This window comes from Streptomyces venezuelae ATCC 10712, from assembly GCF_008639165.1.
Lineage (GTDB): Bacteria > Actinomycetota > Actinomycetes > Streptomycetales > Streptomycetaceae > Streptomyces > Streptomyces venezuelae.
Genome location: NZ_CP029197.1, coordinates 5,461,584 through 5,486,700 on the forward strand (window position 1 = coordinate 5,461,584; position 25,117 = coordinate 5,486,700).

Genomic DNA, 25,117 nt, shown 5'->3' on the forward strand with positions numbered 1-25,117 from the left:
TTGTTTCACTGCGGAATATTCCGACTGGCGGAAAGTACAAATGGGCGCGGGGGCGCTCAGGCGTTCACTCCTCCGAGCGTTTCTCCGCCCACCAGAGCGAAGGTCTGGCGGGCGATCTCCAGCTCCTCGTCCGTCGGCACCACGGCGACCGCCACCCGCGCGTAGTCCGGCGAGATCAGCCGCGCCTCGTCCGTACGCACGGAGTTCAGCTCCGCGTCCACCGCGAGCCCCAGCTCCTCCAGGCCCGCGATCGCAGCCTCCCGCACCGGCGCCGCGTTCTCCCCGACCCCCGCCGTGAACGCCACCGCGTCCACCCGGCCGAGCACCGCGTAGTACGCGCCGATGTACTTCTTCAGCCGGTGGACGTAGATCTCGAAGGCGAGCGCCGCACGCTCGTCGCCCTCGTCGATCCGGCGCCGGATCTCCCGCATGTCGTTGTCGCCGCAGAGCCCCACCAGGCCGGACTTCTTGTTGAGCAGGACGTCGATGTCGTCCGCCGACATGCCCGCCACCCGCTTGAGGTGGAAGGTGACCGCCGGGTCGATGTCCCCCGAGCGGGTGCCCATGACCAGGCCCTCCAGCGGCGTCAGGCCCATCGAGGTGTCCACGCACCGGCCGCCCCGTACCGCCGAGGCGGACGCGCCGTTGCCCAGGTGCAGCACGATCACGTTCACCTCCGCCGGCTCCTTGCCGAGCAGCTTCGCCGTCTCCCGCGACACGTACGCGTGCGAGGTGCCGTGGAAGCCGTACCGCCGGATCCGGTACGCGTCGGCGGTCTCCACGTCGATCGCGTACCGCGCCGCCGACTCCGGCATCGTCGTGTGGAAGGCCGTGTCGAAGACCGCGACCTGCGGCAGGTCGGGACGGAGCGCCATGGCCGTACGGATGCCCGTGAGGTTCGCCGGGTTGTGCAGCGGCGCCACCGGCACCAGCCGCTCGATCTCCGCGAGCACCTCGTCGTCGATGACCGTCGGCTCGGTGAACCGCAGCCCGCCGTGCACCACCCGGTGGCCGATCGCCGCCAGCTCGGGCGAGTCGAGCCCGAGGCCGTCCGCCGCCAGCTCCTCGGCGACCGACTTCAGCGCGGCCGCGTGGTCGGCGATCGGCCCGTTCTTCTCGCGCTTCGCGCCACCGCCCTGCAGCGGGGTGTGCACGAGCCGGGAGGTCTCCTCGCCGATCCGCTCCACGAGGCCCTGGGCGAGACGGCTGTCGTCGCGCATGTCCAGGAGCTGGTACTTCACCGACGACGAGCCGGAGTTGAGGACCAGTACGCGGGTGGGTGTGGTCATGCCGGGAGCTCCTGACCCTGGGACTGGATCGCCGTGATGGCGACCGTGTTGACGATGTCGCTGACGAGCGCGCCGCGCGAGAGGTCGTTCACGGGCTTGCGCAGACCCTGCAGCACCGGGCCGACGGCCACGGCGCCGGCCGACCGCTGCACGGCCTTGTAGGTGTTGTTGCCGGTGTTGAGGTCGGGGAAGATCAGCACGGTCGCCTGACCGGCCACCTCCGAGTCCGGCAGCTTCGTCGCCGCGACCGAGGGCTCCACGGCGGCGTCGTACTGGATGGGCCCCTCGATCCGCAGCTCCGGGTGCGCCTCGCGGACCAGCTTGGTCGCCTCCCGCACCTTGTCGACGTCGGCGCCGGAGCCCGAGGTGCCGGTGGAGTACGAGAGCATCGCGATCCGCGGCTCGACGCCGAAGCGGGCCGCGGTGGCCGCCGACTGGACCGCGATGTCCGCGAGCTGCTCGGCGTTCGGGTCCGGGTTGACCGCGCAGTCGCCGTACACGAGCACCTTGTCGGCGAGGCACATGAAGAAGACCGAGGAGACGATCGACGCCTCCGGCTTCGTCTTGATGATCTCGAAGGCGGGCCGGATCGTCGCGGCCGTGGAGTGCACCGAACCGGAGACCATGCCGTCGGCCAGGCCCTCCTGGACCATCAGCGTGCCGAAGTAGTTGACGTCCGAGACCACGTCGTACGCCAGCTCCACGGTGACGCCCTTGTGGGCCCGCAGCGCCGCGTACTTCTCGGCGAAGGAGTCCCGCAGCTCCGAGGTCTGCGGGTCGATCAGCTGGGTGCCGGCGAGCGTGACGCCCAGGTCGGCGGCCTTCTTGCGGATGGTCTCGACGTCGCCGAGCAGCGTCAGGTCGCAGACGTCGCGGCGCAGCAGCACGTCGGCGGCGCGCAGCACGCGCTCCTCGGTGCCCTCCGGGAGCACCACCCGGCGCCGGTCGGCGCGCGCCTGCTCGATGAGCTCGTGCTCGAACATCATCGGGGTGACCCGGCCGCTGCGGGCCACCGAGACCCGCTTGAGCAGGTCGGCCGTGTCGACGTGCCGCTCGAACAGGCCGAGTGCCGTCTCCGCCTTGCGCGGGGTGGCCGCGTTCAGCTTGCCTTCGAGGGAGAAGAGTTCGGTGGCGGTCGGGAAGCTGTTGCCCGGCACGGAGATGACCGGGGTGCCCGGCGCGAGCCGGGCCGCCAGGGTGAGGATCTCGTCGCTGGGCCGCTCGTTCAGGGTGAGCAGCACACCGGCGATCGGCGGGGTGCCGGCCGAGTGCGCCGCGAGCGCCCCGACGACCAGGTCGGCCCGGTCCCCGGGGGTGACGACCAGACAGCCCGGCGTCAGCGCGTTGAGGAAGTTCGGCAGCATCGCGCCGCCGAAGACGAAGTCGAGCGCGTCGCGCGCGAGGCCCGCGTCGTCGCCGAGGACCACGGAGGCGCCGAGCGCGTGCTGGATCTGGGCGACGGTGGGCGCGGCGAGCGCCGGCTCGTCCGGCAGGACGTAGCAGGGTACGGGCAGCCGGGCGGCGAGCCGCTCGGCGATGGCGGCCCGGTCCTCGGCCGCCACCCGGTTGACGATCATCGCGAGGACGTCGCAGCCGAGTCCGTCGTACGCCCGGAAGGCGTTGCGCGTCTCGGACCGTACGGACTCCGCCGGCTGGCCCTTGCCGCCGACGACCGGGATGACGGAGGCGCCGAACTCGTTGGCCAGGCGGGCGTTGAGCGCCAGCTCGTCGGGGAGCTGGGTGGCGGCGAAGTCCGTGCCGAGGACGAGGACGACCTCGTACTCCCGGGCGACCGCGTGGAAACGGTCGACCAGCTGGGAGACCAGCTCGTCGGTGCCCCGCTCGGCCTGCAGCGCGGAGGCCTCGTGGTAGTCCATGCCGTAGACCGTCGAGGCGTCCTGCGTGAGCCGGTAGCGGGTGCGGAGCAGGTCGAAGAGGCGGTCGGGCCCGTCGTGCACCAGCGGCCGGAACACCCCCACCCGGTCCACCTGGCGGGTGAGGAGCTCCATGACTCCCAGCTCGACGACCTGGCGGCCGTCACCGCGGTCGATCCCGGTCACGTACACGCTGCGCGTCACGCCGTGGTCTCCTGTCCAGTCCTGCGGAAAACGGGGCTCGCGGAGCCGGGGCGAGCGGCGCCCTCGCGGCACGCTCGCGGCCCGTACGCCGGTCGGCCGACCGTGTCGTCCACCGACTCCGTCGTCAACCGGCTGTGCTCAGAAAGCCCCGATAGGGCGGCATTACCCCCTTGACAATACCCCCGCCGATAGCTAGGTCGCCCGCCGGACGAAGGGCCCCGGAACCCGGGACGAAAGGCCCCCGCGACAGCCCCCGCAGGGACGCGCGGAACCGCCACGAGCGCGCCCGCCACACCGGCCGTGTGAGAATCGCTATGGCTCACAACGGAACGCGACCGAGCAGGAGACACAGCACGATGCGCATCGGAGTTCTCACCGCAGGCGGCGACTGCCCCGGCCTGAACGCAGTGATCCGGTCGGTCGTGCACCGGGCGCTGACCGGCCACGACGACGAAGTCATCGGCTTCGAGGACGGGTTCAAGGGCCTCCTCGACGGCCACTACCGCCCCCTCGACCTCAACGCCGTCAGCGGCATCCTGGCCCGCGGCGGCACCATCCTCGGCTCCGCCCGCCTGGAGCGGAACCGGCTCGCCGAAGCCGCCGAATCCGCCCCCGACCTGGCCCGCGAGTACGGCATCGACGTCCTCATCCCGATCGGCGGCGAAGGCACCCTGACCGCCGCGCGGATGCTCTCCGACGCCGGCATGCCCGTCGTCGGCGTCCCGAAGACGATCGACAACGACATCTCCTCCACGGACCGCACCTTCGGCTTCGACACCGCCGTCGGCGTCGCCACCGAGGCGATGGACCGCCTCAAGACCACCGCCGAGTCCCACCAGCGCGTGATGGTCGTCGAGGTGATGGGCCGCCACGCCGGCTGGATCGCCCTGGAGTCCGGCATGGCCGGCGGCGCGCACGGCATCTGCCTGCCCGAGCGGCCCTTCCAGGTCGACGACCTGGTCAAGATGGTCGAGGAGCGCTTCGCCCGCGGCAAGAAGTTCGCCGTCATCTGCGTCGCCGAGGGCGCCCATCCGGCCGAGGGCTCGATGGAGTACCAGAAGGGCGAGATCGACCAGTTCGGCCACGAGCGCTTCCAGGGCATCGGCAACCAGCTCGCCGTCGAGCTGGAACGGCGCCTCGGCAAGGAGGCCCGCCCGGTCATCCTCGGCCACGTCCAGCGCGGCGGCACGCCGACCGCGTACGACCGGGTGCTCGCCACCCGCTTCGGCTGGCACGCGGTGGAGGCGGCGCACCGGGGCGAGTTCGGCAAGATGACGGCGCTGCGGGGCACGGGCGTCGAGATGGTGCCGCTGGCCGAGGCCGTGACCCAGCTCAAGAGGGTCCCCGAGGACCGCATGCGCGAGGCCGAGTCGGTCTTCTAGCAGGCGGCCTGCCGATCAGGCGGGTCGGTCTTCTAGAAGGCGGCCTGCCGATCAGGCGTCGCGAGCCCGGCCTGATCGGCACGCCACCCCCAGGGCCTTCGGCCCCGCCGCCGGGACCTCCGTCCCGACCTGTCCCGGATTCCCACCGGGACCCGCACACACCCGAGTGGCCCCGACCATCCCCCCGTGGACGGTCGGGGCCACTGCGCTGTGCCCGGCATCACCCCCCGGGAAATGCCGGGTTCCACTCTTGAGCCGGAGCGTGAGATCAACAAGGCTTGGGGCTTGTCCCGGACATGTCCCAACCCCTGTCCGGGGAGACGGCGGAGCCAGGCAGAGCCCGGCAGAGCCCGGCAAAGCCCGGCGGAGGGAAGAGGCGCGGATGACAGCGGGGCGGCACACCCCTGACCCGCGGGGCGCACGCACCCCCGCCGAGTTCCTCGCGCGTCTCCAGGCCCTCAAGGACTGGTCGGGCCTGACCTACCGCGAACTCTCGGCCCGGGCGGAGTCCGGCGGGGACGTCCTGCCCCGCTCCACCGTGGCGAACATGCTGGCCCGCACGACACTGCCCCGCGAGGAACTCCTGACCGCGTTCGTCCGCGCGTGCGGGGCGACGCGGGAGGAGGAGGCGCGGTGGCGAACGGTCCGCAACGCACTCGCCGGGCGGGCTGGGCATGGGCTGGGCGACACGACGGGAGCGGCGGGGCCGGGGGAGGCGGGGGAGCCGGGGGAGCCGGGGGCGTGGACGGAGGCGGCTGACGGGGCCGAGGCGTGGGGACCCGCGGTGGAGCGGGGCCCGGGTGGCTCGGCGAAGGGGCCTGCCGACCCGGGGAGCCCCACAGGTCTGGTCACCCCCGGCGACCTGGCGGACCCGGCGGACGACCACGCAGGCCAGCGCACCCCCGCAGGCTCAGGCACCCCCACCGGCCGCACCGGCCCCGCGGACCCCACCGGCCCCACCGGTCCGGGCACCCCCGCGGACCCCACCGGCCCCGCGGACCCCGCCGGCCCGGGCACCCCCGCCTGCCCCACCGACCCCACCGGCCTCGACCCGGATCGGGTCGAAGTCGCCGCCTCCGCCGGGGGCCCGCCCGTGTGGCCCACGTCCGAGGGGGGCACCGGCGAGCCGGTGACCCCGCCCGCCCGGATACGGCGTGCCGTCGTCGCCGTCGTCGCGGTGGCCGGGCTCGTGCTCGCCGGGGTCAGTGTCGTCGCGTTGCTCCGGGAAGGGCATCAGGGGCACCCCGGGCACAGTGGGCAGCCGACCCGTACGGGCGCCCCCGTCGCCGGGGGCGTGCGGATCCGGGTGGCCGGCACGGAGCTGTGCCTCGCCGAGCGGCGCGGGACCCGTACCGGGCAGATCCATCAGGTGCCGTGCGCCGAGGCGGGCGTGCCGCTCTACTCCCTCGCGGAGGTGGGCGGCGGCCGGTGGAGGATCGTTTCGGACCACCCCGACTTCGGCCCCGGCTGCTCCGGGATACCGTCCGGCGGCCGGATACCCGACGCCCCGTACGAGGACTCCGAGTGCGGGGACCCCAGCCGCGTGGAGGCCTTCGCCCTGGAGCCCTACGGGACTCCCGTACGGGGATACCGGATCGTCCCGGCCGGCTCGGCGACCCCCGGCAGCTGCGTCACCGTCGTCGGCGACCGCACGGCCCCCTGGGCCCGCCTCGCCCAGGCACCCTGCGCACCGGACGCGACCGGGCAACTGTTCTCCTTCGAACGACGCCCCTAGGGCCTGTCCGATGGGAAGTGAGTACGCGCCGGAGCTGGTGTTGGCCGAGCCGGCGAACAACGCGGTGCAGCACGGGCGGGTGCCGGGGCGGGGCTTCGAGCTGCGGTTTTCGGTTGTTCATGAAGGGCTGAACCTGCGACGGTCACCGGCATGAACGTACTTCTGGGAGACAAGTCCAGGTTCGCCGCGGAGGTCGGTGAGCCGGGCCCACTGTGCCGGGTCGACCTCTGGGCGACTGGAAAGTGGCTGACCTGCGACGACAACATGGCGTACGTCCCCCAGTTCCGCCGCGATGTGCTGAATGCGGCCGCCTGGCTGCGGTCTGGCGAAGGTTCTTCCTTGCCGTTCGACGGCTTGTCCGCCGAGGCCACGCACCGGCGTCTCTGGCAGCGCGCGGGGGATGACGACGAGTCCGAGGCCGACCACCAGCTGAGCAGCCGGTTTCGGTTCCTGCTCTGGGGGCCCACCACCGACAACGTGGTGGCCCACCTGTTCCGCGAGAGGGACCACGTGGTGATCACGCTGGAGTTCTGGCGTGCGGAACACCTGTTCACCCACCCCGAAGACGCCGGTGCGGTCTTCGTGGTCGAGATCCCGGCCGAAGAGTTCATCGGGATCCTTGAGGGCATCGCGGCCGCGCTCGACGCCCCTTCGAGCGAGAGCCGCTCGTGATCCTTCTCTCGGGGGAACGAGGCGGTGAGTCAGGCGTTCTGGACCTGTTGGGCGCGGGCGGCGGCCATGGAGGCCAGCTGCTCGAACTCCCTGGACCAGCCCGAGTCGTCGGGCACCGGCTGGTATTCCAGCTCAACGAGGACGGTGCCGACGCGGAGCAGGGCGACGGCTGTGGTCTCGTCGAGGCCGCTGTTGTAGTGGGTGATCGCGGTGCGCTGGTCGCCGAGCTCCGGGAGGGAGATCTCCCTCGCCTTGTTGTTGTTGGCGACGCCCGACCGGATTTCCTCGAAGCCCTGCGCGGTCAGCGCCGCGCTGGGGCAGGACCGCACCGTGAATTCGGCCCAGACCTTCCTCGTGTGGGTGCCGTCGTTCCAGTTGTTCGTGTTGAAGCTCGCCTGGGCCCCTGAGCATCCGTTGTCCTCGTCCTCGCCGGCTCTGAGGGGGGCGGATCGCTCCCAGCCGGAGGGCATGCTCGTCAGGTCGGGAACGACCTGCTTGACCTCGCTGACGTTCAGGGCTCGCGCGGCATGGCGGGCGCTGTCGTCCTGCGACGACCCGGGGGAGTCGTCGACCGTGATCAGCCGTGTGCCCCCGTACACCACCAGCACGACCAGGGCCAGCAGCAGAGCGGCCGTCAAGGCGATGACGGCCCGCCCGCTCCGGGTGTTGTTGATGGTCAGCGGGCCAAGAGCGATGGAACTGCGCGACACCTGGCTGCCGGTGATCAGCAGGCTGCCCGTGGCATTGGTTCCCGGTGCGGTCAGCTGCAGTTGCAGCTGACGTCGCAGTTCCGGGTCCGCCTCGATCTCCTCCTGGACCACGGACCGGGCCGTGTCCTGTGCGGCCGGGTCTTCCGGGGCCTGCCGCAGTGTGTCCAGAGCCGCCCCCGCTCCGTCGAGGCCAGCCGGGTGTGTAACGCATCGGCGACCGCGGTTCCGGCGCTCTGGCCGACCGCGGTCGCCGCACCGGTCGCCGTCGCGGTCAAGACCGCGACGGCCATGGTCGCCAGTTCAGAAGTCTCCATGTTGCTCCCCCGGTTCCCATGCGCAGTGTCCTCAGGGCACCGCGCCCGGATTCCAGTATCGCCATGTACGCGACATTCAGCGTGGCGTTCGGACACTTCCGCGGGGGTGTGGACCAGCCACGCCCCCGCACCGTCGTGAGACGCGCGCAAGTACGACCCGGCGTTCTACGCCGACCTCGAACAACTGGAACTCGCCACCACCGCGCGCCCGCCCTACATGCACACCGCGCGGCTCTTCCAACTGACGGCGCGGAAACGGAGCAACTGACCGACCCGACGGCGGACGCACACGGTCGCGCCCGCCACCCGGTCACGGGTCACAGCTCCGACCTGTCAGTCCCCGCCCGGGTCGGTCATGTCCCACCGGGGTCGGCCGCTGTACCCAGCCGCCGGCAGGCGGCGCTACTTTTCGGATACGGCCTCGGGGGCGTCGACCAGCCGGGACCGCAGGGTCGTCACCACCGAGGGGTCGAGGCCGACATGGCCGGTGACGTACGCGTCCACGGAGCCGTACCGTGCGCGCAGGTCCGCGAGGAACAGTCGCATGATGTCGGCCGGTGCCCGGCCGTAGCCCGGCCAGCGGGGCTCGCGGCCCGGGTGGGCCGCCCGCCAGTCGGCGATCAGCCGCTCCGTGGCGAGCTCCGTGAGGGCGAAGTCCGCGAGGATCTCCTCGTCGGGGACGCCCAGGAGGGCGAGGACGAGGGCGGCGAGCAGACCCGTACGGTCCTTCCCCGAGGCGCAGTGGAAGACGAGCGGTCCGTCGGCCGCGGCGATGACCTCCAGGGCCGTACGGAGTTCGACCGCACCGTCCTCGGCGACCTCCGCGAACCGGTCGGCGAGGTAGCGCCAGGGGTCGAGGGCGGGGTCGATCGCCTCCTGGTCGTAGGGGCGGTGCTCGACGGAGAGGTTGTGCCAGGAGACGTCCTCGGTCTCCGGCAGGCGGCCCTTGGCGGCGATCTCCCACGGATAGCGCAGGTCGATCACCGTGGCGACGCCGAGCGAGCGGAAGCGCTCCAGATCGGTGGGGCCGGCGTCCGCGAGCTTGGCGAGGGAGTCCGAGCGGTAGAGGGTCTCCCACCGTACGGTTCCGCCGTCGGCGGTCGGATAGCCGCCCAGGTCACGGAAGTTGTGGAGTCGTTCGAAGGGTATGTGTCGTCTCACGGGGCCAATCTAGGGGGCCGGACCCGTAATGATCTAGGAACCCACCGCGGCCCAGAAGTGGCCGGTGATCCCGTCCAGGTACGCCCGGCCCTCGTCGCCCGTCGCGCCCGAAGCGCCCCAACTGCTGGTCGCGGCCATCCGGGCGTGGTACTCGCCGTGCAGCCGCTGAAGCGCGAACTCCACGGTCCGCCGGGGCAGCGGCAGCATCTTCGCCGCCGGTTTCACATAGGCCTGCCAGCGGGTGGTGGCGGCGTCCCGGAGCAGTTCGGCGAGGCGCTCGTCGCCGCCGGTCGCGGTGATCAGGGCGCGCGGTCCGAGCCCGAGGACCTCGGCGAGGGCGGCGGTCTGCCGTTCGGTGCCGCGCCAGCGGCCCTCGTCCTCCATCCGCTGGTACGCGTGGGCGGCGACGCCGACCCGCAGGGCGAGCTCCTCGGGGGCGAGGCCGCGCGCCATCCGGTGCTCGCGCAGGGTGGCGGGGGCGGCGATGAGCTCGGCGGGGGAGCACCACAGGACGCCCGCGAGGGCGGTGAGCTGCTGTTCGTCGGGGACGGCGCGGCCGCGCTCCCAGGCGACGACGGCGTCGGGGGTGACGAAGAGACCGTACTGCGCGCGCAGGCCGTAGGCGACGTGGTCGGGGGCCATGCCGAGGCCCTCGCGCAGGCGCCGTGCGGCGAGGGCGTTGAAGGGTGGGGAGGGTTGGTGCACCCGGCACACGGTAGGTGCGCAGGGTGACGGCTGGCTACGGTTCGTTCCCCCAACGTGCGAAGTCGTAGGAACGTGGGAACCGAGCGGTAACCCGGGGTGGTGGCGGCGAAGACGATCAGTGACCGCGGGCGGGGCCGTCGAGCCAGCGGTACTGGAGCTCGGGGCGCCCGATCTGTCCGTACTGCGGGGCCCGTACCGCCCGGCCCGCCGTCACCAGGTGCTCCAGGTAGCGGCGCGCGGTGATCCGCGAGATCCCGACGGCCGCGCCCGCCTCGGCGGCGGTGAGCCCGGCCGGGGTGGACCTCAGGGTACGGGTGACCGACTCCAGGGTCGGGGCGCTGAGACCCTTGGGGAGTGCGGCGGGGTGCGGGGCCCGGAGGGTGGCGAGGGCCCGGTCGACCTCCTCCTGCCCGGAGGCCTCGCCGGCCGTGGCCCGGAACTCGGCGTACCGGGCGAGCCGGTCGCGGAGGGTGGCGAAGGCGAAGGGCTTGAGGACGTACTGGACGACGCCGAGGGAGACGCCCTCGCGGACGATCGCCAGGTCGCGGGCGGAGGTCACGGCGATGACGTCGGCGGAGTGCCCGGCGGCGCGCAGGGAGCGCAGCAGCTGGAGGCCGTGACCGTCGGGCAGGTAGAGGTCGAGGAGGATCAGGTCGACGGGCGTCCGGTCGAGCAGCCGCACGGCGGCGGCCCGGGAGTGCGCGACCCCGACGACGGTGAAGCCCTCGACGCGACCCGCGTACAGGGCGTGGGCGTCGGCGGCGACGGGATCGTCCTCGACGACGAGCACCCGGAGGGGCGGCGGCGGAGCGCTGCTCACGGGGTCACCTCCTTCGCGCCATGGGGGGTGACGCCGGGGGCGGGGGCCGGGTCAGTCCCGGGGGCCCGGCCGGGGTCCGCGCCGGTGGCGGAGGCCGCGGATGGGCGGCCGCCGCCGTCCGTCCCGCCCGTACGCGCCGCCGCCAGGAGGGCCGCTTCCGGCAGCACCGTCGGCACGGCTGTCGGTTCCGGTAGCGGCAGGCGGGCGGTGAATTGGGCGCCGCCTTCCCTCGTGGACGTGATGTCGAGGGTGCCCGAGGCTCGGGTGACTGCCTGGCCCACCAGGGCCAGGCCCAGGCCTCGGCCCGGGCCTCGGGTGGTCCAGCCGCGGCCCAGGACGGCGTCGCGGTCGGCCGGGCGGACGCCGGGGCCCGTGTCGCCGACCCGCAGGAGCAGTTCGCCGTCGCCCGTGCGGGCCGCCACCGTGACCGTCACGCGCGCCTGTGGGGTGCCGCCCGCCGCCTCCACCGCGTTGTCGATGAGGTTGCCCAGGATCGTCACCAGGTCCCGGGCGGGCAGGGTCGCGGGCACGAGTCCGTCGTCGATGCGGCTGTCCTCGGTGAGGACGAGCTCGACGCCCCGCTCGTTGGCCTGCGCCGCCTTGCCGAGCAGCAGCGCCGCGAGCACCGGCTCGCCGACCGCGTCGACGACCCGGTCGGTGAGCGCCTGGGCCAGTTCGAGTTCCGCCGTCGCGAACTCCACCGCCTCTGCGACCCGGCCGAGTTCGATCAGCGACACGACCGTGTGCAGCCGGTTCGCCGCCTCGTGGGCCTGGGAGCGCAGCGCCTCCGTGAACCCCCGCTCGGAGTCCAGCTCGCCGGAGAGCGCCTGGAGTTCCGTACGGTCCCGGAGCGTGACGACCGTGCCGCGCCGCTCGCCGCCGACCACCGGCCGGGTGTTGACGACGAGGACCCGGTCGGCGGTCAGATGCGTCTCGTCGACGCGCGGCTCGGAGGACAGCAGGGCCCCGGTCAGCGGCGCGGGCAGTCCGAGCTCGGCGGCGGGGCGGCCGACGACGCCCTCGTCCAGGCCGAGCAGCTCCCGCGCCCCGTCGTTGATGAGCGCGATCCGCCGCCGCCCGTCGAGCATCACGAGCCCTTCGCGGACCGCGTGCAGCGCGGCCTCGTGGTAGTCGTGCATGCGGCTGAGTTCGGTGGCGTTCATGCCGTGGGTGTGCCGCCGCAGCCGGGCGTTGACCACGTACGTCCCCGCCCCGCCGAGGACCAGCGCCGCGCCCGCCATGCCGAGCAGGGCGACGACCTGTTCCCGTACCTGCTCGCTGATCTTGTCGATGGTGATGCCCGCGCTGACCAGCGCGACGACCCGGTCGCCGTCGAAGACCGGGGCCACCGTCCGTACGGAGGGGCCGAGCACGCCGAGATGGGTCTCGGTGTACGTGCGGCCCGCCCGCGCCTGCTCGATGTGGCCGAGGTACGTCCGGCCGATCTGTTCGGGCTCGGGGTGGGTCCAGCGGGTGCCGTCCGGCGCCATGATCACCACGAAGGCCACCCCGGCGTGCCGGCGCAGCGACTCGGCGTACGGCTGGAGGAGCGCGGACGGCTCGTCGGAGCGGGCCGCCGCGACGACGGACGGGGAGTCGGCGACGGCGGCGGCGGTCGCGGTGGCCTGGCGCCGCGCCGTCTCCTCGGCCTGCGCCCGGTCGGTGACGTACGCGAAGACCGCGCATCCCGCCACGACGACGGCCACCAGCACGACCTGCATGGCGAAGAGCTGGCCGGCCAGGCTGCGGGGTCGGGGGAGGGGGAGGCGCATGCGGGTAAGTGTGCACGGCGGAGCGTGCGGCGGCGCAACGCGTTCCCGAATCGTTTCGTCCCCACGCACCCGCCCCCGGGTCGCTTCGGCCGTGAACGAAACGTACGTAAGCGTGACCCCGGTCACAGGCTGATGGATAGTCGCGGAGTCCACCGGGACGTGGACACCCATCAGCACGAGGAGGACCCCGTGGCCGCACGCCGGGACCGTACCCACTATCTGTATCTGGCCGTCATCGGAGCCGTACTGCTCGGCATCGCGGTCGGCTTCCTGGCCCCCGGCGTCGCCGTCGAGCTCAAGCCGCTGGGCACCGGCTTCGTCAACCTGATCAAGATGATGATCTCGCCGATCATCTTCTGCACGATCGTCCTCGGCGTCGGATCGGTCCGCAAGGCCGCGAAGGTCGGCGCCGTCGGCGGTCTCGCCCTCGGCTACTTCCTCCTCATGTCGACCGTCGCCCTCGCGATCGGTCTCGTCGTCGGCAACATCCTGGAGCCCGGCTCCGGGCTGCACCTCACCAAGGAACTGGCCGAGGCCGGGGCCAAGCAGGCGGAGGGGGCGAGCGAGTCCACGCCGGACTTCCTGCTCGGGATCATCCCCACCACCATCGTCTCCGCGTTCACCGAGGGCGAGGTCCTCCAGACCCTGCTCGTCGCACTGCTCGCCGGCTTCGCGCTCCAGGCCATGGGTTCGGCGGGCGAACCGGTGCTGCGCGGGATCGGGCACATCCAGCGGCTCGTCTTCCGCATCCTCGCCATGATCATGTGGGCGGCCCCGGTCGGCGCCTTCGGCGCGATCGCGGCCGTCGTCGGCGCGACCGGCGCCGCCGCGCTCAAGTCGCTCGCCGTCATCATGATCGGCTTCTACCTGACCTGTGCGATCTTCGTCTTCGTCGTGCTCGGGACGATCCTGCGGCTGGTCGCCGGGATCAACATCTGGACCCTGCTGAAGTACCTGGGCCGCGAGTTCCTGCTGATCCTCTCCACCTCATCCTCCGAGTCGGCGCTGCCCCGGCTCATCGCGAAGATGGAGCACCTCGGCGTCAGCAAGCCGGTCGTCGGCATCACCGTGCCGACCGGCTACTCCTTCAACCTCGACGGCACCGCGATCTACCTCACGATGGCCTCGCTGTTCGTCGCCGAGGCGATGGGGGACCCGCTGTCGGTCGGCGAGCAGATCTCGCTCCTCGTCTTCATGATCATCGCCTCGAAGGGCGCGGCGGGCGTCACCGGCGCCGGGCTCGCCACCCTCGCGGGTGGCCTCCAGTCGCACCGGCCCGAGCTGGTCGACGGGGTGGGCCTGATCGTCGGCATCGACCGCTTCATGAGCGAGGCGCGCGCCCTCACCAACTTCGCGGGGAACGCGGTCGCGACGGTGCTCGTCGGCACGTGGACGAAGGAGATCGACAAGGAGCGGGTGGCGGAGGTGCTCGCGGGGCGGGTGCCGTTCGACGAGACGACGCTGGTCGACGACCACGGGGCGGCGGTGCCGGAGCAGCGGGCGGAGGACGGGGAGGAGAAGGCGCGGGCCGGGGTCTGATCGGGGTGGGGTTGCGCGGGGCCTGTCCCCGCCCCGCGCCGGCGTCTGACCGGGGCGCCTGTTCCCCGCCCCGCGCCGGGGTCTGACCGGGGTGCGGCTGCGCCACGCGTCGGCGGCTGCCTGGAGGCCGCTGCGCGGGGCCTTCTCCCCGCCCCGCCCCTTCCCGAACTGGGGCTCCGCCCCAGGCCCCGCGCCTCAAACGCCGGCGGGGCTGGATTTTCCAGCCCGCCCGGCGTTTGAGGGCACGGCCGCAGGCCGTACGGGGGCGGGCGCAAAGGCCCGCGCCTCAATCGTCGGCGGGGCTGGATTTCAGCCCGCCCGGCGTTTGAGGGCGCGGCCGTAGGCCGTACGGGGTCTGGGGGCTTGCCCCCAGTTCGGGAAGGGGCGGAGCCCCAGGAAAGGCCCCGCCCCGCGGCCCCAGGCTCACGTCCCGTTCAGCTCCGCGATCTCCATCTCCGTCAAGCGCAGCGCCCCCGCCTCCGCCGAGTCTCTGATCGATTCCGGTCTGCTCGCGCCCGGGATCGGGAGGACGGTGGCCGAGCGGGTGAGGAGCCAGGCGAGGGCGACGCGCTGGGGGCTGACGCCGTGGGTGCGGGCCACTCGGTGGAAGGCGCCGAACTCGGGGTCCGCCGCCAGGGTCGACGCCCCGTCCAGGGAGCTGCGGGCGATGCCGCCGAGGGGGCTCCACGGCAGGAACGCCAGGCCGAGTTCGGCGCAGAGCCGCAGTTCGGGCTCGGAGCCGCGGTCGGCGGGGGAGTAGCGGTTCTGGACGGAGACGAGGCGCTCGCCGAGGATCTCCCGGGCGAGCCGGATCCGGTCGGTGTCGACGTTCGAGATCCCGGCCAGCCGGATCGTGCCGGCGTCCAGCAACTCCCGTATCGCGCCGAGGGATTCGGCGTAGGGGACGGCCGGGTCGGGCTTGTGGAGCTGGTACAGCCCGATCGCGTCGACGCCGAGCCGCCGGGCCGAGGCCTCGGCCGCGCGCCGCAGGTGTTCGGGCCGTCCGTCGACCGTCCAGCCGCCGTCGGCGGTGCGGCCGCGGCCGCCCTTCGTCGCCACCAGGACGTCCTCGGTCCGGCCGCGACCCCCGTACGCGGCCAGGGCCCGTGCCACGAGCAGTTCGTTGGCGCCGGGTTCGCCGCCCGGCGGGTGGTAGGAGTCCGCGGTGTCGAGCAGCGTGACGCCCGCGTCGAGCGCGGCGTGGACGGTGGCGAGGGCGCGGGCCTCGTCGGGGTGTCCCTCGATGGAGAGCGGCATGGCGCCGAGTCCGATCGCGCCGACGCGTACGTCTCCCAGTGCGCGCTGTCGCATCAGTTCGTTCCCAGCGTCTCGGAGAGGGCCTGGGGCAGCCATGCGGTGGAATCGCGGAAGGTGAATCCGAGTTCTGTGGCGCGGGAGTTGTCCATGGCGTAGGAGCGGGCGAAGGAGAACGGCGAGACTTCGCCGACCTCGACCTTCTGGAATACGGTCCGGCCGCCCGCGAGGCGCTCGATCTCGGCGCAGATGTCGGCGGTGGTGAGGGCGCCGTGGGAATGCGCGTTGACCGGTCCGGTGAAGGAGTTCTCGGCCGCCCATGCCAGGAATGCGGCGATCTCCTCGACGTACACATAGGTGGCGGGGTGGTTCTCCGCCGGTACGGCGATCGGCTCGCCCGCCCGGATGCGGTCGGCGTAGTGGCCGATCCGGCCGGTGAAGTCGTCGGCGCCGCCGAGCACGTGGGCGACCCGGACCGCTGTGTACGGGAAGGCGGGCGCGGCCGCGAAGACCGCCTCGGCCTGCCGCTTTCCCTCCCCGTAGTGCGTTTCGAGGAATTCGGGGTCGGCCCAGGGAAGGCCGGGGTCGACGGTGACGGTCCGCGGATCGACGGCGTCCTCCCGAAGCGGCGTGGCGGAATGCTGGAATTCGTAGATCTCCACCGTCGAGGTCATCACATAGCGGCGGGTGCGCGGTCCGAGAACGCGGCGCGCGATCGCGGCTTGCACGGGGGTGTAGCAGACCTGGTCGATCACCACGTCGAAGGTCCGGTCGCCCAGTGCGCTTTCCAGTGCGTTCTCGTCGTTCCGGTCGGCGATCAGATGGGTCACGCCTTCCGGAACGCCGGAGGAACCGCGGTTGAGCATCGTCACGTCGTGTCCGGATTCCAGCAGACGGAGTGTCAGCCGCTTTCCGAAATAGCGGTTTCCGCCGATGATCAGGATGTCCATGTCTCCAGTGTTACGTTGGGCGCTCGTCCGTTGAAGGGGGAGACATGGGAGTGTCGGTCGTCGCGCCGAAAGAACCACGGCCGTCGGGTCCTCGCGCCGACGAAACGTCGGTGGGCGCCTTCGACCCCATCGACCGGCAGATCCTGGACCTCCTCCAGACCGACGGCCGGATCAAGCTGAGCGAGCTGGGCCGCCGGGTCCGGCTGAGCCCCGCGGCGGTCACCGAGCGGGTGCGCCGGCTGGAGGCCTGCGGCGCGGTCACCGGTTACGGCGCCCATGTCTCCGCGGCCCGGCTCGGCTACGGCATCCGGGCCTTCATCCGGGTGAACCCGCACGGCGGCTACACGCTGAAGCATCCGAGGACGCTGGAGCTGACGGCGCGGCCCGAGGTCCTCGAGGTGCATCACGTGGTGGGCGAGGACTGCTGGATCCTCAAGGTGGCCGTCACGGACACCGTCCACCTCGAAGAGGTCCTGGAGCAGACCTCGGCCCTCGGCCGGACGACGACGTCGATCGTGCTCTCCTCCCCGGTGGAGCGGAAGCCGCTGCTGCCGCCCGGTGGGACGCCCTTGCCTTGACGTCGGCGTCAAGCCGTACGGTCGGGGACATGCGCATCGGAGAGCTGGCCGAGCGGGCCGGGACCACCACGCGGACCCTGCGGTACTACGAGTCCCGTGGTCTCCTGACCGCCCGGCGCACGGAGCAGGGCCACCGCACGTACGACGAGGCCGACCTGCGGCTCCTCCAGCAGATCAGGACCCTGCAGGACTTCGGGTTCGAGCTGGAGGAGACGCGGCCGTTCGTCGACTGTCTGCGCGCGGGGCATCCGGCCGGGGACTCCTGTCCCGCGTCGATCGCCGTCTACCGGCGGAAGGTCGCTGAGCTGGACGGTCTGATCGAACAGCTCCGTGCGGTGCGCGCCCAGGTGGGCGCCCAGCTGCTGCGGGCCGAGGCGGAGCTGCCGCACGGCCCGGAGCCCCGGTGCGAGCTCGATGCGCAGTGGGAGACGGAGACGGAGACGGAGAGGGGACGGGAATGACGACGTACGCGGAGGGCGTGGCCGAGGTCACGGACGGGGACTTCGAGGCGGAGGTGCTGGGGTCCGGGCTGCCGGTCCTGGTGAAGTTCACCGCGGAGTGGTGCGGGCCGTGCCGTCAGCTGAAGCCGGTGCTCGGTGCGATCGCCGCGGAGGAGGCGGAGCGGCTCCGGGTCGTCGAGATCGACGTGGACCGCAATCCGGAGACCACCCTGCGGTACGGGGTGCTGGCGACTCCGACGATGCTGGTGTTCCGGGCGGGGGAGCCGGTGAAGTCCCTGGTGGGCGCCCGGCCGAAGCGCCGTCTCCTGGAGGAGCTGGCGGACGTGCTGGGCTGACGGGCGGGGGGCCGGGACTTCCGCAGGGCATACAGAAATGCCCCGACTACAATTGACAGTCGGGGCATTTCTTCGCGTATATTGAGAGATTCCGTGTCCGGAGAATTCACGGGCACAGAGAAGTTCACTAAACGCACTGTATCGCGCCGGGAGTCGAATTGTCAACCGAGGAATTTCGGAACGAGCAGCAATTCATCACCGATCTCTACGCACGACTCGACGATCTGCGGACCGAGGCCGAGGCGGCCGTCGAGCGTGCCCTGCGGACCCCCGGGGTCGGCAGCAACCAGGGCAGACTCGAACGGGACGTGCTGGTCGCCGAGCAGTCAGGACTGCTCTCCGCCCTCAACGCGGGAGAGAGCGGACTCTGTTTCGGGCGGCTCGTCTTCAAGGACGGACGCGACCACCACATCGGCCGGCTGGGCATCCGCGAGGACGACCCGAACCGCACCCCGCTCGTCGTCGACTGGCGCGCCGAGATCGCCCGCCCCTTCTACCTCGCCACCGGGTACGAGCCCATGGGCCTCTCCCGCCGCCGGCACATCAGCACCCTCGGCCGCACCGTCACCGCGCTCCACGACGAGGTGCTCGACCTCGCCGACGCCACCCGCACCGGGCACGAGAGCCGCGACGCCGACGAGGTGCTGCTCGCCGCGCTCGACGCGGCCCGCACCGGCCGGATGCACGACATCGTGCAGACCATCCAGGCCGAGCAGGACGCCATCATCCGCTCCCCGCACCGCGGAGTCCTCGTCGTCGAGGGCGGCCCCGGCACCGGCAAGACGGCCGTCGCCCTGCACCGGGCCGCCTACCTCCTCTACGCCCACCGCGAGCAGCTCGCCAAGCGGGCCGTCCTGATCGTCGGCCCCAACCCGGCCTTCCTCGGCTACATCGGCAACGTCCTGCCGTCCCTCGGCGAGACCGGCGTGCTCCTCGCCACCCCCGCCGAACTGTTCCCCGGCGTCCGCGCCACCGGCACCGACACCGCCCGCGCCGCCGCGGTGAAGGGCTCCGCCGCCATGGCGGACGCGCTCGCCGCCGCCGTACGGGACCGCCAGCAGGTCCCCGAGCGCGGCGAGCCGCTGATCGTCCCGCACGAGGACGGCGACCTGGTCATCGACTGGGACATGGCCCTGGAGGCCCGGCACAAGGCCCGCGAGACCGCCCTCCCGCACAACCTGGCCCGCCCCTACTTCGTCTTCCGGATCCTCGACGCGCTCGCCGAGCAGCTCGCCGACCGGATCGGCGCCGACCCCTACGGCGGCCCCAACTTCCTCGGTCCCGACGACATCGCGCTGCTCGCCAAGGGCATCGCCGGCAACCCCGAGGTGTACGCGGCGATCGACACCCTCTGGCCCGCGCTCACCCCGCAGGACTTCCTCGCCGACTACCTGGCCGAGCCCACCCACCTCACCGACGAGGACGCCCGGGCGATCCGCCGCGACGGCGGAGCCTGGACCCCCGCCGACGTACCGCTGCTCGACGAGGCCGCCGAACTCCTCGGCGAGGACGACTCGGCCGCCCGCGCCGCCGAGGAGGCCGAACGACAGAAGCAGATCCAGTACGCGCAGGGCGTCCTCGACGTCTCCTACGCCTCGCGCACCTACGAGTTCGAGGACAAGGAGGAGCAGGACAAGGACGCCTCCGAGGTCCTCTCCGCCCACGACATCATCGACGCCGAGCGCTTCGCCGAACGCCACGAGGAGGCCGACCACCGCACGGCCGCCGAGCGCGCCGCCGCCGACCGCACCTGGGCCTTCGGGCACATCATCGTCGACGAGGCGCAGGAGCTCTCCGCGATGGCGTGGCGGCTGCTCATGCGCCGCAGCCCCAGCCGCTCGATGACCCTGGTCGGAGACCCGGCCCAGACCGGCGATCCGGCCGGCGTCGGCGCCTGGGAGCGGATCCTCGCCCCGTACGTGGAGGACCGCTGGGAGCTGGTGCGGCTCGGCGTCAACTACCGGACGCCCGCCGAGATCATGGCGGTGGCGGCCGAGGTGCGACGGGCCGACGACCCCGGGTTCGAGCCGCCGAGCTCGGTGCGCTCCACCGGGGTGGAGCCCTGGGACCGGACGGTCGACGACCCGGTGAAGGAGGCCGCCGACGCGGTCGCGACCGAGCGCCGCGAGGAGGGCCGGATCGCCGTGATCGCGCCGCAGGAGCTGCACCCGGGTCTGGTCGCGGCCCTGCCCGACGCCGCCTACGGCCCGGCCCCCGACCTCACCCGGCCGGTGGTGCTGCTCGACCCCCGGCAGGCCAAGGGCCTGGAGTTCGACACCGTCCTGGTCGTCGACCCGGAGGGCATCGTCGCCGGCGCCGCGCACGGCACCAACGACCTGTACGTGGCGCTGACCCGGGCGACCCAGCGGCTCGGGATCATCCGCTCCGCAGCCCGCAGGTGAAGAGCCGTGCGCCGTCCTGATACCCGGTGACCTCGAACTCCCCGGCCGCGCGCCCGGATTCCACTCGGAGCAGGCAGGGGCCGCCGTCGAACTCGGCGTACCGGTCGAAGACGATCCGCAGGGCCGACGGCAGACAGGGGCGGGGCCAGGCGGCGGCGGAGGCGGCCTGCCGGGCCGCCTCCAGGAAGAGCATTCCCGGTATGTGGTCGTTGGGGCGCTGGAAGAGCTGGGGGTGGCCGGTGTCGACCACCAGCTTCCACACCCCCTCCCGCCCGCCGGGGGCGAGGAGGACGTCCTCGGTCCTGGCCCGGCCGGTGAGCGGTGCGGGCGCCCGCCGGACCCGGGGCCCGGGGCGTACGGCGCCGGCCTCGACATGCCCGCCGCGCAGTCTGCGGTAGGCGGCGGGGCCGACGAAGCGGGCGCGGGCGCCGCCGGTCGCGACCGCGCGCGCCCCGCGCCGTACGATCCAGTCCACCCGGGTGTCGGACAACTGGTCGCCGCGCCGGAGGAGTTCGGCGAAGCGGACCTCTATGTCCGCCCCCTCGCCGGTGACGGTGAGGCCCGCCGGGTCACAGGCGAGGGAGATCTCGCCCAGCAGGATGTGCCGGGACAGCGGCAGTCCGTGGGCGTCGTGGAGCAGGGCCATCGTGGACTGCCGCAGCGTCTCGACCAGCAGCAGCGGGTCGTGGCACCGTTCCGCGCCCCGGCGGACCGGGGTGAAGAACGGGTGGTCGGCGGGCCAGGCGGCCCGCACCGCGAAGCGGTCCTTCCCGTCGAGCGGCCGCCACTCGACGGGGAAGGTGTCCTCGCTGCGCACCCGGTGGCAGAGCTCCGGGGACAGGCGTCGTTCCACGGTGTCCCGCATGATGTCCCCGCCCGTCCGGCCCGTCGGCTTGGTGTGGAGAGCGAAGATATCCGAACGGTGCGCGGGCTGCCCGAACAGGTGAACGGTGAACTGATTCGGCGTCACTTATCGGACAGGTAAAGACCTTTATCGAGCCTCGGGGCTCACGCGGGCCGCAGCCAGACCGTCGCGAGCGGCGGCAGCGTCATCCGGATGCTGGCCGAACGCCCGTGGTGCGGCACCGACTCCGTCTTCAGCGGATCGCGCCCCACCACGTCCCCGCCGCCGTACCGGCCGGCGTCCGTGTTCAGCACCTCCGCCCAGGCGACCACCTGGTCCGGCACGCCGAGCCGGTAGTCGTGCCGGACGACCGGCGAGAAGTTCGAGACGGCGAGCAGCGGCGAGCCGAAGGCGTCGAAGCGCAGGAACGCGAAGACGTTGTCCTCCGCCGCGTCCCCCACCACCCACTGGAACCCCTCCGGGGCGGTGTCCCGCTCCCAGAGCGAGGGCGTCGCCGCGTAGACCGTGTTCAGGTCCCGGACGAGATCCCGCACGCCCCGGTGGTCCGGCTCCGCGCCGTACGCCGGGTCCAGCAGCCACCAGTCCGGCCCGTGGTCCGCCGACCACTCCGCGCCCTGCGCGAACTCCTGCCCCATGTAGAGCAGTTGCTTGCCCGGATGGGCCCACATGAAGCCCAGGTAGGCGCGGTGGTTGGCCCGCTGCTGCCACCAGTCGCCCGGCATCTTCGACACCAGGGACCGCTTGCCGTGCACGACCTCGTCGTGGGAGATCGGCAGGATGTAGTTCTCGCTGTACGCGTACACCATCGAGAAGGTCATCTCGTGGTGGTGGTACTTCCGGTGCACCGGCTCCTTCTGCATGTACTCCAGCGAGTCGTGCATCCAGCCCATGTTCCACTTCATGCCGAAGCCCAGACCACCGAAGCCGCCCGCTCCCACCTGGTCGGTCGGCCGCGTCACCCCGTCCCAGGCGGTCGACTCCTCGGCGAAGGTGACGACGCCGGGGCAGCGGCGGTAGACGGTGGCGTTCATCTCCTGGAGGAAGCGCACCGCGTCCAGGTTCTCCCGACCGCCGAACTCGTTCGGCAGCCACTCGCCGTGCTCCCGCGAGTAGTCGAGGTAGAGCATCGAGGCCACCGCGTCCACCCGCAGACCGTCGATGTGGAACTCCTGGCACCAGTACACCGCGTTGGCCACCAGGAAGTTCCGCACCTCCTTGCGGCCGTAGTCGAACTCCAGGGTGCCCCAGTCGGGATGGTGCGAGCGGCGCGGGTCCTCGTGCTCGTACAGCGGGCGCCCGTCGAACTCGGCCAGCGCCCAGTCGTCCTTCGGGAAGTGCGCCGGCACCCAGTCCATCAGGACGCCGATCCCCGCCCGGTGCAGCGCGTCCACCAGGAAGCGGAAGTCGTCGGGGGTGCCCATGCGGGCCGTCGGCGCGTAGAAGCCGGTGACCTGGTAGCCCCAGGAGCCGCCGAAGGGGTGCTCGGTGACCGGCATCAGCTCCACGTGCGTGAAGCCGAGGTCGCGGACGTACGCGGGGAGCTGCTCGGCGAGCTGACGGTAGGTCAGTCCGGGGCGCCAGGAGGGCAGGTGGACCTCGTAGACGGAGATCGGCGCCTCGTGCGGCGGGCGGTCCCCGCGCCGCCGCATCCACTCCGCGTCGTCCCACGTGTAGTGCGAGGCGGTGACGATCGACGCGGTGTTCGGCGGGCATTCCGTGCGGCGGGCCATCGGGTCCGCGCGGACCGTGTGCGTGCCGTCGGGCCGGGTGATGTCGTACTTGTAGAGCGCGCCCTCGCCGATGCCCGGCACGAACAGCTCCCACACGCCCGTCGAACCCAGCGAGCGCATCGGCAGGCCCGTGCCGTCCCAGTGCGTGAAGTCACCGGTGACCCGGACGCCGCGGGCGTTCGGCGCCCAGACCGCGAAGCGGGTGCCGGTGACGCCGTCGTGCGTCATGACGTGCGAGCCGAGCGCCGTCCACAGCTCCTCGTGCCGGCCCTCGCCGATCAGGTGCAGGTCGAGGTCGCCGAGCGACGGCAGGAAGCGGTACGGGTCGTGGAGGGCGAGCTCGTCGGAGGCGTCGTCGCCGTACCGCACGCGCAGCTCGTACGCCGGGACCTTGCGCAGGAGGGGGAGCAGCCCGGAGAAGATCCCGTCGCCCTCGTGGCGGAGCGGGACCCGCTTGCCCTTGGTGACGACCGTCACCTCCTTCGCCCACGGGCGCAGCACCCGGACCGCGACGCCGCCCCGGACCGGATGCGCGCCGAGCACCCCGTGCGGATCGTGGTGCTCCCCGGCGAGCAGCCGGGCCCGGTCGCCCGGATCGATCGGTGGCGCGGTCCTGGGCGCCTTCGGGGCCTTGGGCGCCCGGGGCTTCGTGGTGGCCTTCTCGGCCTGCGCGGCCTTGGGGGCCTTGCTGCTGCGGGCCGTCTTGCCTACGGGGCGGGCGGTCACCGGGGTGCCTCCTGGGGGTACGGGGGTATGTGTGGCCAACGGTGCGAAAAGCACCCGAGAAACTCGGCCGAACGGGGGTTCCCCCCGGTCCGGACCCTCCGCCCGGCTGGGCGGAGGAGCCTGGGGCGGGGGGTGGTGGTCATGGGCTGGTGGAGAGGCGTTGGATGGCGGACATGGGGACCGGGAGCCAGTCCGGGCGGTGGCGGGCCTCGTACACGACCTCGTACACCGCCTTGTCGGTCTCGTAGGCCCGCAGCAGCGCCGGGTCCGCACGGGGATCCGTGCCCGCCGCCTCCGCGTACCCGGTGCAGAACGCCGCCCGGCACCGCGCCGCCCAGTCCGCGTTCCACGGGCGGTGGGTGCGGGCCGCGTAGTCGAAGGAGCGGAGCATCCCGGCGACGTCGCGGACCGTGGGCTGCGGGCTGCGCCGTTCGTCGAGCGGCTTCGCCGGCTCGCCCTCGAAGTCGATGACGGCCCAGCCCCCGTCGGAGCCCCGCAGGGTCTGGCCGAGGTGCAGGTCGCCGTGGATGCGCTGGACCACCCCGTCACCGGTCGTGCCGCTCGCCGCCGCGAAGACGGCGCGGAGCCCCGGCACGTACGGCAGCAGCGCCGGAACCGCCTGCGCCGCCGCGTGCAGCCGGTGGTCCATCGCCGCTGCGAGCCGCTCGGTCTCGACGCGGCCGAGCCGGCGGGTCGGCAGGGCCGAGGCCAGGGCCAGGTGCACCTCGGCCGTGGCCCGGCCGAGCGCCCGGGCCTCGGCGGTGAACTCGCGTCCGTCGGCGAGCGCGTCGAGCGCGAGCCGCCATCCGTCCCGGGAGTCCCGGAGGTACGGCTGGAGGACGCCGAGGGTCGAGGCCCCCGACTCGAACCAGGCGACCGGGGCGGGGACCCGGGCGCAGCCGGCGCCCGCGAGGGCGAGCGGCAGCTCCAGGTCGGGGTTGGCCCCGGGACTGACCCGGCGGAAGATCTTGAGGATGAACGAATCTCCATAGACGAGCGAGGAGTTGGACTGCTCCGCGTCGAGCATGCGGGGGGCCAGGGCCGGTGGCAGTGACGTGGTCGCGTGGAAGCGCAGGGGGCCCGTTCGGCCCGGGGTGCGCAGTCGCTCGTAGAGGAGGCCGGCGAGCCGCGGGTCGCGCAGCCCTTCGTACACGGCGCGTCCGGCGAGCGGCCCCTGCCGGATCCGCCCGATCAGGGCGGGGGCGAGGCGGGGCGGGAGCTGGGGCCGTACGCCCAGGACCAGTTGGTAGCAGTCGGCGGGCGTGCCGGCCGGACGGCTGGGTTGCTCGACCCGTACGAGCAGATGGAGGAGACCGGGTCCCGCGCCGTCCAGGGGCAGCAGCTCGGTGGCCGCGTCCAGCGTGAATCCGGTGACCCGGCGGCCCTTGCCCGCGAACCAGCGCTGCCGTGGCAGCCATTCGTGGAGCAGGGGGGCGAGGGACGGAAGGAGGGCGTCCGGGGCCCGGGTGGTGGATGCGGTCTCCGGCATGGCATCGCGTCCTTTCCCCGGGGTGCGCAATGGACTGTCGTATGCGTTCAAATGCGCAGAGTGTCCCGGATGGCGGCTGGGGCTGTCCGGATGTGCGGGACGTGTCGGAGGGGGAAGATCCGTATGGGCCCGGCAAGAAGGCCCGGATGG

20 protein-coding genes are annotated in these 25,117 nt (G+C 72.7%); 8 read left to right on the top strand and 12 right to left on the bottom strand.

Annotated elements, in window-relative coordinates:
• Positions 1–56 precede the first annotated feature (56 nt).
• Positions 57–1,289, bottom strand: a complete 1,233-nt coding sequence (locus DEJ43_RS25440; RefSeq protein WP_015036260.1) for an acetate kinase — start codon at positions 1,287–1,289, stop codon at positions 57–59.
• Positions 1,286–3,367 (bottom strand): phosphate acetyltransferase, encoded by a 2,082-nt coding sequence (gene pta, locus DEJ43_RS25445; RefSeq protein WP_015036261.1) that lies wholly within the window; start codon positions 3,365–3,367, stop codon positions 1,286–1,288. The genes DEJ43_RS25440 and pta overlap by 4 nt, the downstream gene beginning before the upstream one ends.
• A gap of 356 nt (positions 3,368–3,723) precedes the next feature.
• On the opposite strand from pta, the gene DEJ43_RS25450 reads away from it, so the two are divergent.
• The 3 genes from DEJ43_RS25450 (at position 3,724) to DEJ43_RS25460 (ending at position 7,156) form a co-directional block, all read left to right on the top strand.
• Positions 3,724–4,749, top strand: coding sequence for an ATP-dependent 6-phosphofructokinase (locus tag DEJ43_RS25450; RefSeq protein WP_015036262.1), 1,026 nt, complete (start codon positions 3,724–3,726; stop codon positions 4,747–4,749).
• A 382-nt stretch (positions 4,750–5,131) separates the two neighbouring features.
• A complete protein-coding gene (locus tag DEJ43_RS25455; RefSeq protein ID WP_015036263.1) occupies positions 5,132–6,484 on the top strand; it encodes a helix-turn-helix domain-containing protein in 1,353 nt (450 codons plus the stop codon).
• Between the two features lie 150 nt (positions 6,485–6,634).
• Positions 6,635–7,156, top strand: coding sequence for a hypothetical protein (locus tag DEJ43_RS25460; protein ID WP_015036264.1), 522 nt, complete (start codon positions 6,635–6,637; stop codon positions 7,154–7,156).
• A 29-nt stretch (positions 7,157–7,185) separates the two neighbouring features.
• Here the strand turns inward: DEJ43_RS25460 and DEJ43_RS25465 are convergent, their stop codons facing one another.
• From DEJ43_RS25465 to DEJ43_RS25490, 5 genes are all read right to left on the bottom strand, one after another.
• On the bottom strand, positions 7,186–7,977 hold the full coding sequence (locus DEJ43_RS25465) for a hypothetical protein (RefSeq protein WP_015036265.1): 792 nt from the start codon (positions 7,975–7,977) through the stop codon (positions 7,186–7,188).
• A gap of 605 nt (positions 7,978–8,582) precedes the next feature.
• Entirely contained in the window at positions 8,583–9,341 is a 759-nt protein-coding gene (locus tag DEJ43_RS25475) for a tyrosine-protein phosphatase (protein ID WP_015036266.1), read from the bottom strand.
• 33 nt (positions 9,342–9,374) lie between these two features.
• Positions 9,375–9,983 (bottom strand): helix-turn-helix transcriptional regulator, encoded by a 609-nt coding sequence (locus DEJ43_RS25480; protein WP_015036267.1) that lies wholly within the window; start codon positions 9,981–9,983, stop codon positions 9,375–9,377.
• Positions 9,984–10,161: 178 nt separating this feature from the next.
• Positions 10,162–10,866, bottom strand: a complete 705-nt coding sequence (locus DEJ43_RS25485) for a response regulator (RefSeq protein ID WP_015036268.1) — start codon at positions 10,864–10,866, stop codon at positions 10,162–10,164.
• Positions 10,863–12,638 (bottom strand): sensor histidine kinase, encoded by a 1,776-nt coding sequence (locus tag DEJ43_RS25490; RefSeq protein WP_015036269.1) that lies wholly within the window; start codon positions 12,636–12,638, stop codon positions 10,863–10,865. Before DEJ43_RS25490 ends, DEJ43_RS25485 begins: the two co-directional genes overlap by 4 nt.
• 132 nt (positions 12,639–12,770) lie before the next feature.
• Here DEJ43_RS25490 and DEJ43_RS25495 point away from each other — a divergent pair, with 132 nt between their 5' ends.
• A complete protein-coding gene (locus DEJ43_RS25495) occupies positions 12,771–14,177 on the top strand; it encodes a C4-dicarboxylate transporter DctA (RefSeq protein WP_015036270.1) in 1,407 nt (468 codons plus the stop codon).
• 423 nt (positions 14,178–14,600) lie between these two features.
• Here the strand turns inward: DEJ43_RS25495 and DEJ43_RS25500 are convergent, their stop codons facing one another.
• Positions 14,601–15,488, bottom strand: a complete 888-nt coding sequence (locus DEJ43_RS25500) for an aldo/keto reductase (RefSeq protein ID WP_015036271.1) — start codon at positions 15,486–15,488, stop codon at positions 14,601–14,603.
• The gene (locus DEJ43_RS25505; protein WP_015036272.1) at positions 15,488–16,381 is read right to left on the bottom strand and encodes an NAD-dependent epimerase/dehydratase family protein; all 894 of its coding nucleotides are present in this window, start codon (positions 16,379–16,381) and stop codon (positions 15,488–15,490) included. Before DEJ43_RS25505 ends, DEJ43_RS25500 begins: the two co-directional genes overlap by 1 nt.
• A gap of 44 nt (positions 16,382–16,425) precedes the next feature.
• Here DEJ43_RS25505 and DEJ43_RS25510 point away from each other — a divergent pair, with 44 nt between their 5' ends.
• The 4 genes from DEJ43_RS25510 (at position 16,426) to DEJ43_RS25525 (ending at position 20,157) form a co-directional block, all read left to right on the top strand.
• Positions 16,426–16,959 (top strand): Lrp/AsnC family transcriptional regulator, encoded by a 534-nt coding sequence (locus DEJ43_RS25510; protein ID WP_015036273.1) that lies wholly within the window; start codon positions 16,426–16,428, stop codon positions 16,957–16,959.
• A gap of 29 nt (positions 16,960–16,988) precedes the next feature.
• On the top strand, positions 16,989–17,420 hold the full coding sequence (locus DEJ43_RS25515) for a MerR family transcriptional regulator (protein ID WP_015036274.1): 432 nt from the start codon (positions 16,989–16,991) through the stop codon (positions 17,418–17,420).
• Positions 17,417–17,755 (top strand): thioredoxin family protein, encoded by a 339-nt coding sequence (locus DEJ43_RS25520; protein ID WP_015036275.1) that lies wholly within the window; start codon positions 17,417–17,419, stop codon positions 17,753–17,755. The genes DEJ43_RS25515 and DEJ43_RS25520 overlap by 4 nt, the downstream gene beginning before the upstream one ends.
• A 158-nt stretch (positions 17,756–17,913) precedes the next feature.
• Complete coding sequence (locus DEJ43_RS25525) at positions 17,914–20,157, top strand: HelD family protein (RefSeq protein WP_015036276.1); 2,244 nt, start codon at positions 17,914–17,916, stop codon at positions 20,155–20,157.
• On the opposite strand, the gene DEJ43_RS25530 is transcribed toward DEJ43_RS25525, so the two are convergent.
• From DEJ43_RS25530 to DEJ43_RS38710, 3 genes are all read right to left on the bottom strand, one after another.
• Entirely contained in the window at positions 20,132–21,022 is an 891-nt protein-coding gene (locus DEJ43_RS25530; RefSeq protein WP_051026163.1) for a ScbA/BarX family gamma-butyrolactone biosynthesis protein, read from the bottom strand. The two genes, DEJ43_RS25525 and DEJ43_RS25530, sit on opposite strands and share 26 nt — an antisense overlap.
• 143 nt (positions 21,023–21,165) lie before the next feature.
• Entirely contained in the window at positions 21,166–23,478 is a 2,313-nt protein-coding gene (glgB, locus tag DEJ43_RS25535) for a 1,4-alpha-glucan branching enzyme (protein ID WP_015036278.1), read from the bottom strand.
• A 139-nt stretch (positions 23,479–23,617) separates the two neighbouring features.
• Positions 23,618–24,967 (bottom strand): maltokinase N-terminal cap-like domain-containing protein, encoded by a 1,350-nt coding sequence (locus DEJ43_RS38710; protein WP_015036279.1) that lies wholly within the window; start codon positions 24,965–24,967, stop codon positions 23,618–23,620.
• Between the last annotated feature and the right edge of the window lie 150 nt (positions 24,968–25,117).

Coding starts and splice junctions, on each gene's coding strand:
- DEJ43_RS25440 (WP_015036260.1), bottom strand. CDS start 1,289: ATGACCACACCCACCCGCGTACTGGTCCTCAACTCCGGCTCGTCGTCG.
- DEJ43_RS25450 (WP_015036262.1), top strand. CDS start 3,724: ATGCGCATCGGAGTTCTCACCGCAGGCGGCGACTGCCCCGGCCTGAAC.
- DEJ43_RS25455 (WP_015036263.1), top strand. CDS start 5,132: ATGACAGCGGGGCGGCACACCCCTGACCCGCGGGGCGCACGCACCCCC.
- DEJ43_RS25460 (WP_015036264.1), top strand. CDS start 6,635: ATGAACGTACTTCTGGGAGACAAGTCCAGGTTCGCCGCGGAGGTCGGT.
- DEJ43_RS25480 (WP_015036267.1), bottom strand. CDS start 9,983: ATGGCCCCCGACCACGTCGCCTACGGCCTGCGCGCGCAGTACGGTCTC.
- DEJ43_RS25490 (WP_015036269.1), bottom strand. CDS start 12,638: ATGCGCCTCCCCCTCCCCCGACCCCGCAGCCTGGCCGGCCAGCTCTTC.
- DEJ43_RS25495 (WP_015036270.1), top strand. CDS start 12,771: ATGGATAGTCGCGGAGTCCACCGGGACGTGGACACCCATCAGCACGAG.
- DEJ43_RS25500 (WP_015036271.1), bottom strand. CDS start 15,488: ATGCGACAGCGCGCACTGGGAGACGTACGCGTCGGCGCGATCGGACTC.
- DEJ43_RS25505 (WP_015036272.1), bottom strand. CDS start 16,381: ATGGACATCCTGATCATCGGCGGAAACCGCTATTTCGGAAAGCGGCTG.
- DEJ43_RS25510 (WP_015036273.1), top strand. CDS start 16,426: ATGGGAGTGTCGGTCGTCGCGCCGAAAGAACCACGGCCGTCGGGTCCT.
- DEJ43_RS25515 (WP_015036274.1), top strand. CDS start 16,989: ATGCGCATCGGAGAGCTGGCCGAGCGGGCCGGGACCACCACGCGGACC.
- DEJ43_RS25520 (WP_015036275.1), top strand. CDS start 17,417: ATGACGACGTACGCGGAGGGCGTGGCCGAGGTCACGGACGGGGACTTC.
- DEJ43_RS25530 (WP_051026163.1), bottom strand. CDS start 21,022: ATGCGGGACACCGTGGAACGACGCCTGTCCCCGGAGCTCTGCCACCGG.
- DEJ43_RS38710 (WP_015036279.1), bottom strand. CDS start 24,967: ATGCCGGAGACCGCATCCACCACCCGGGCCCCGGACGCCCTCCTTCCG.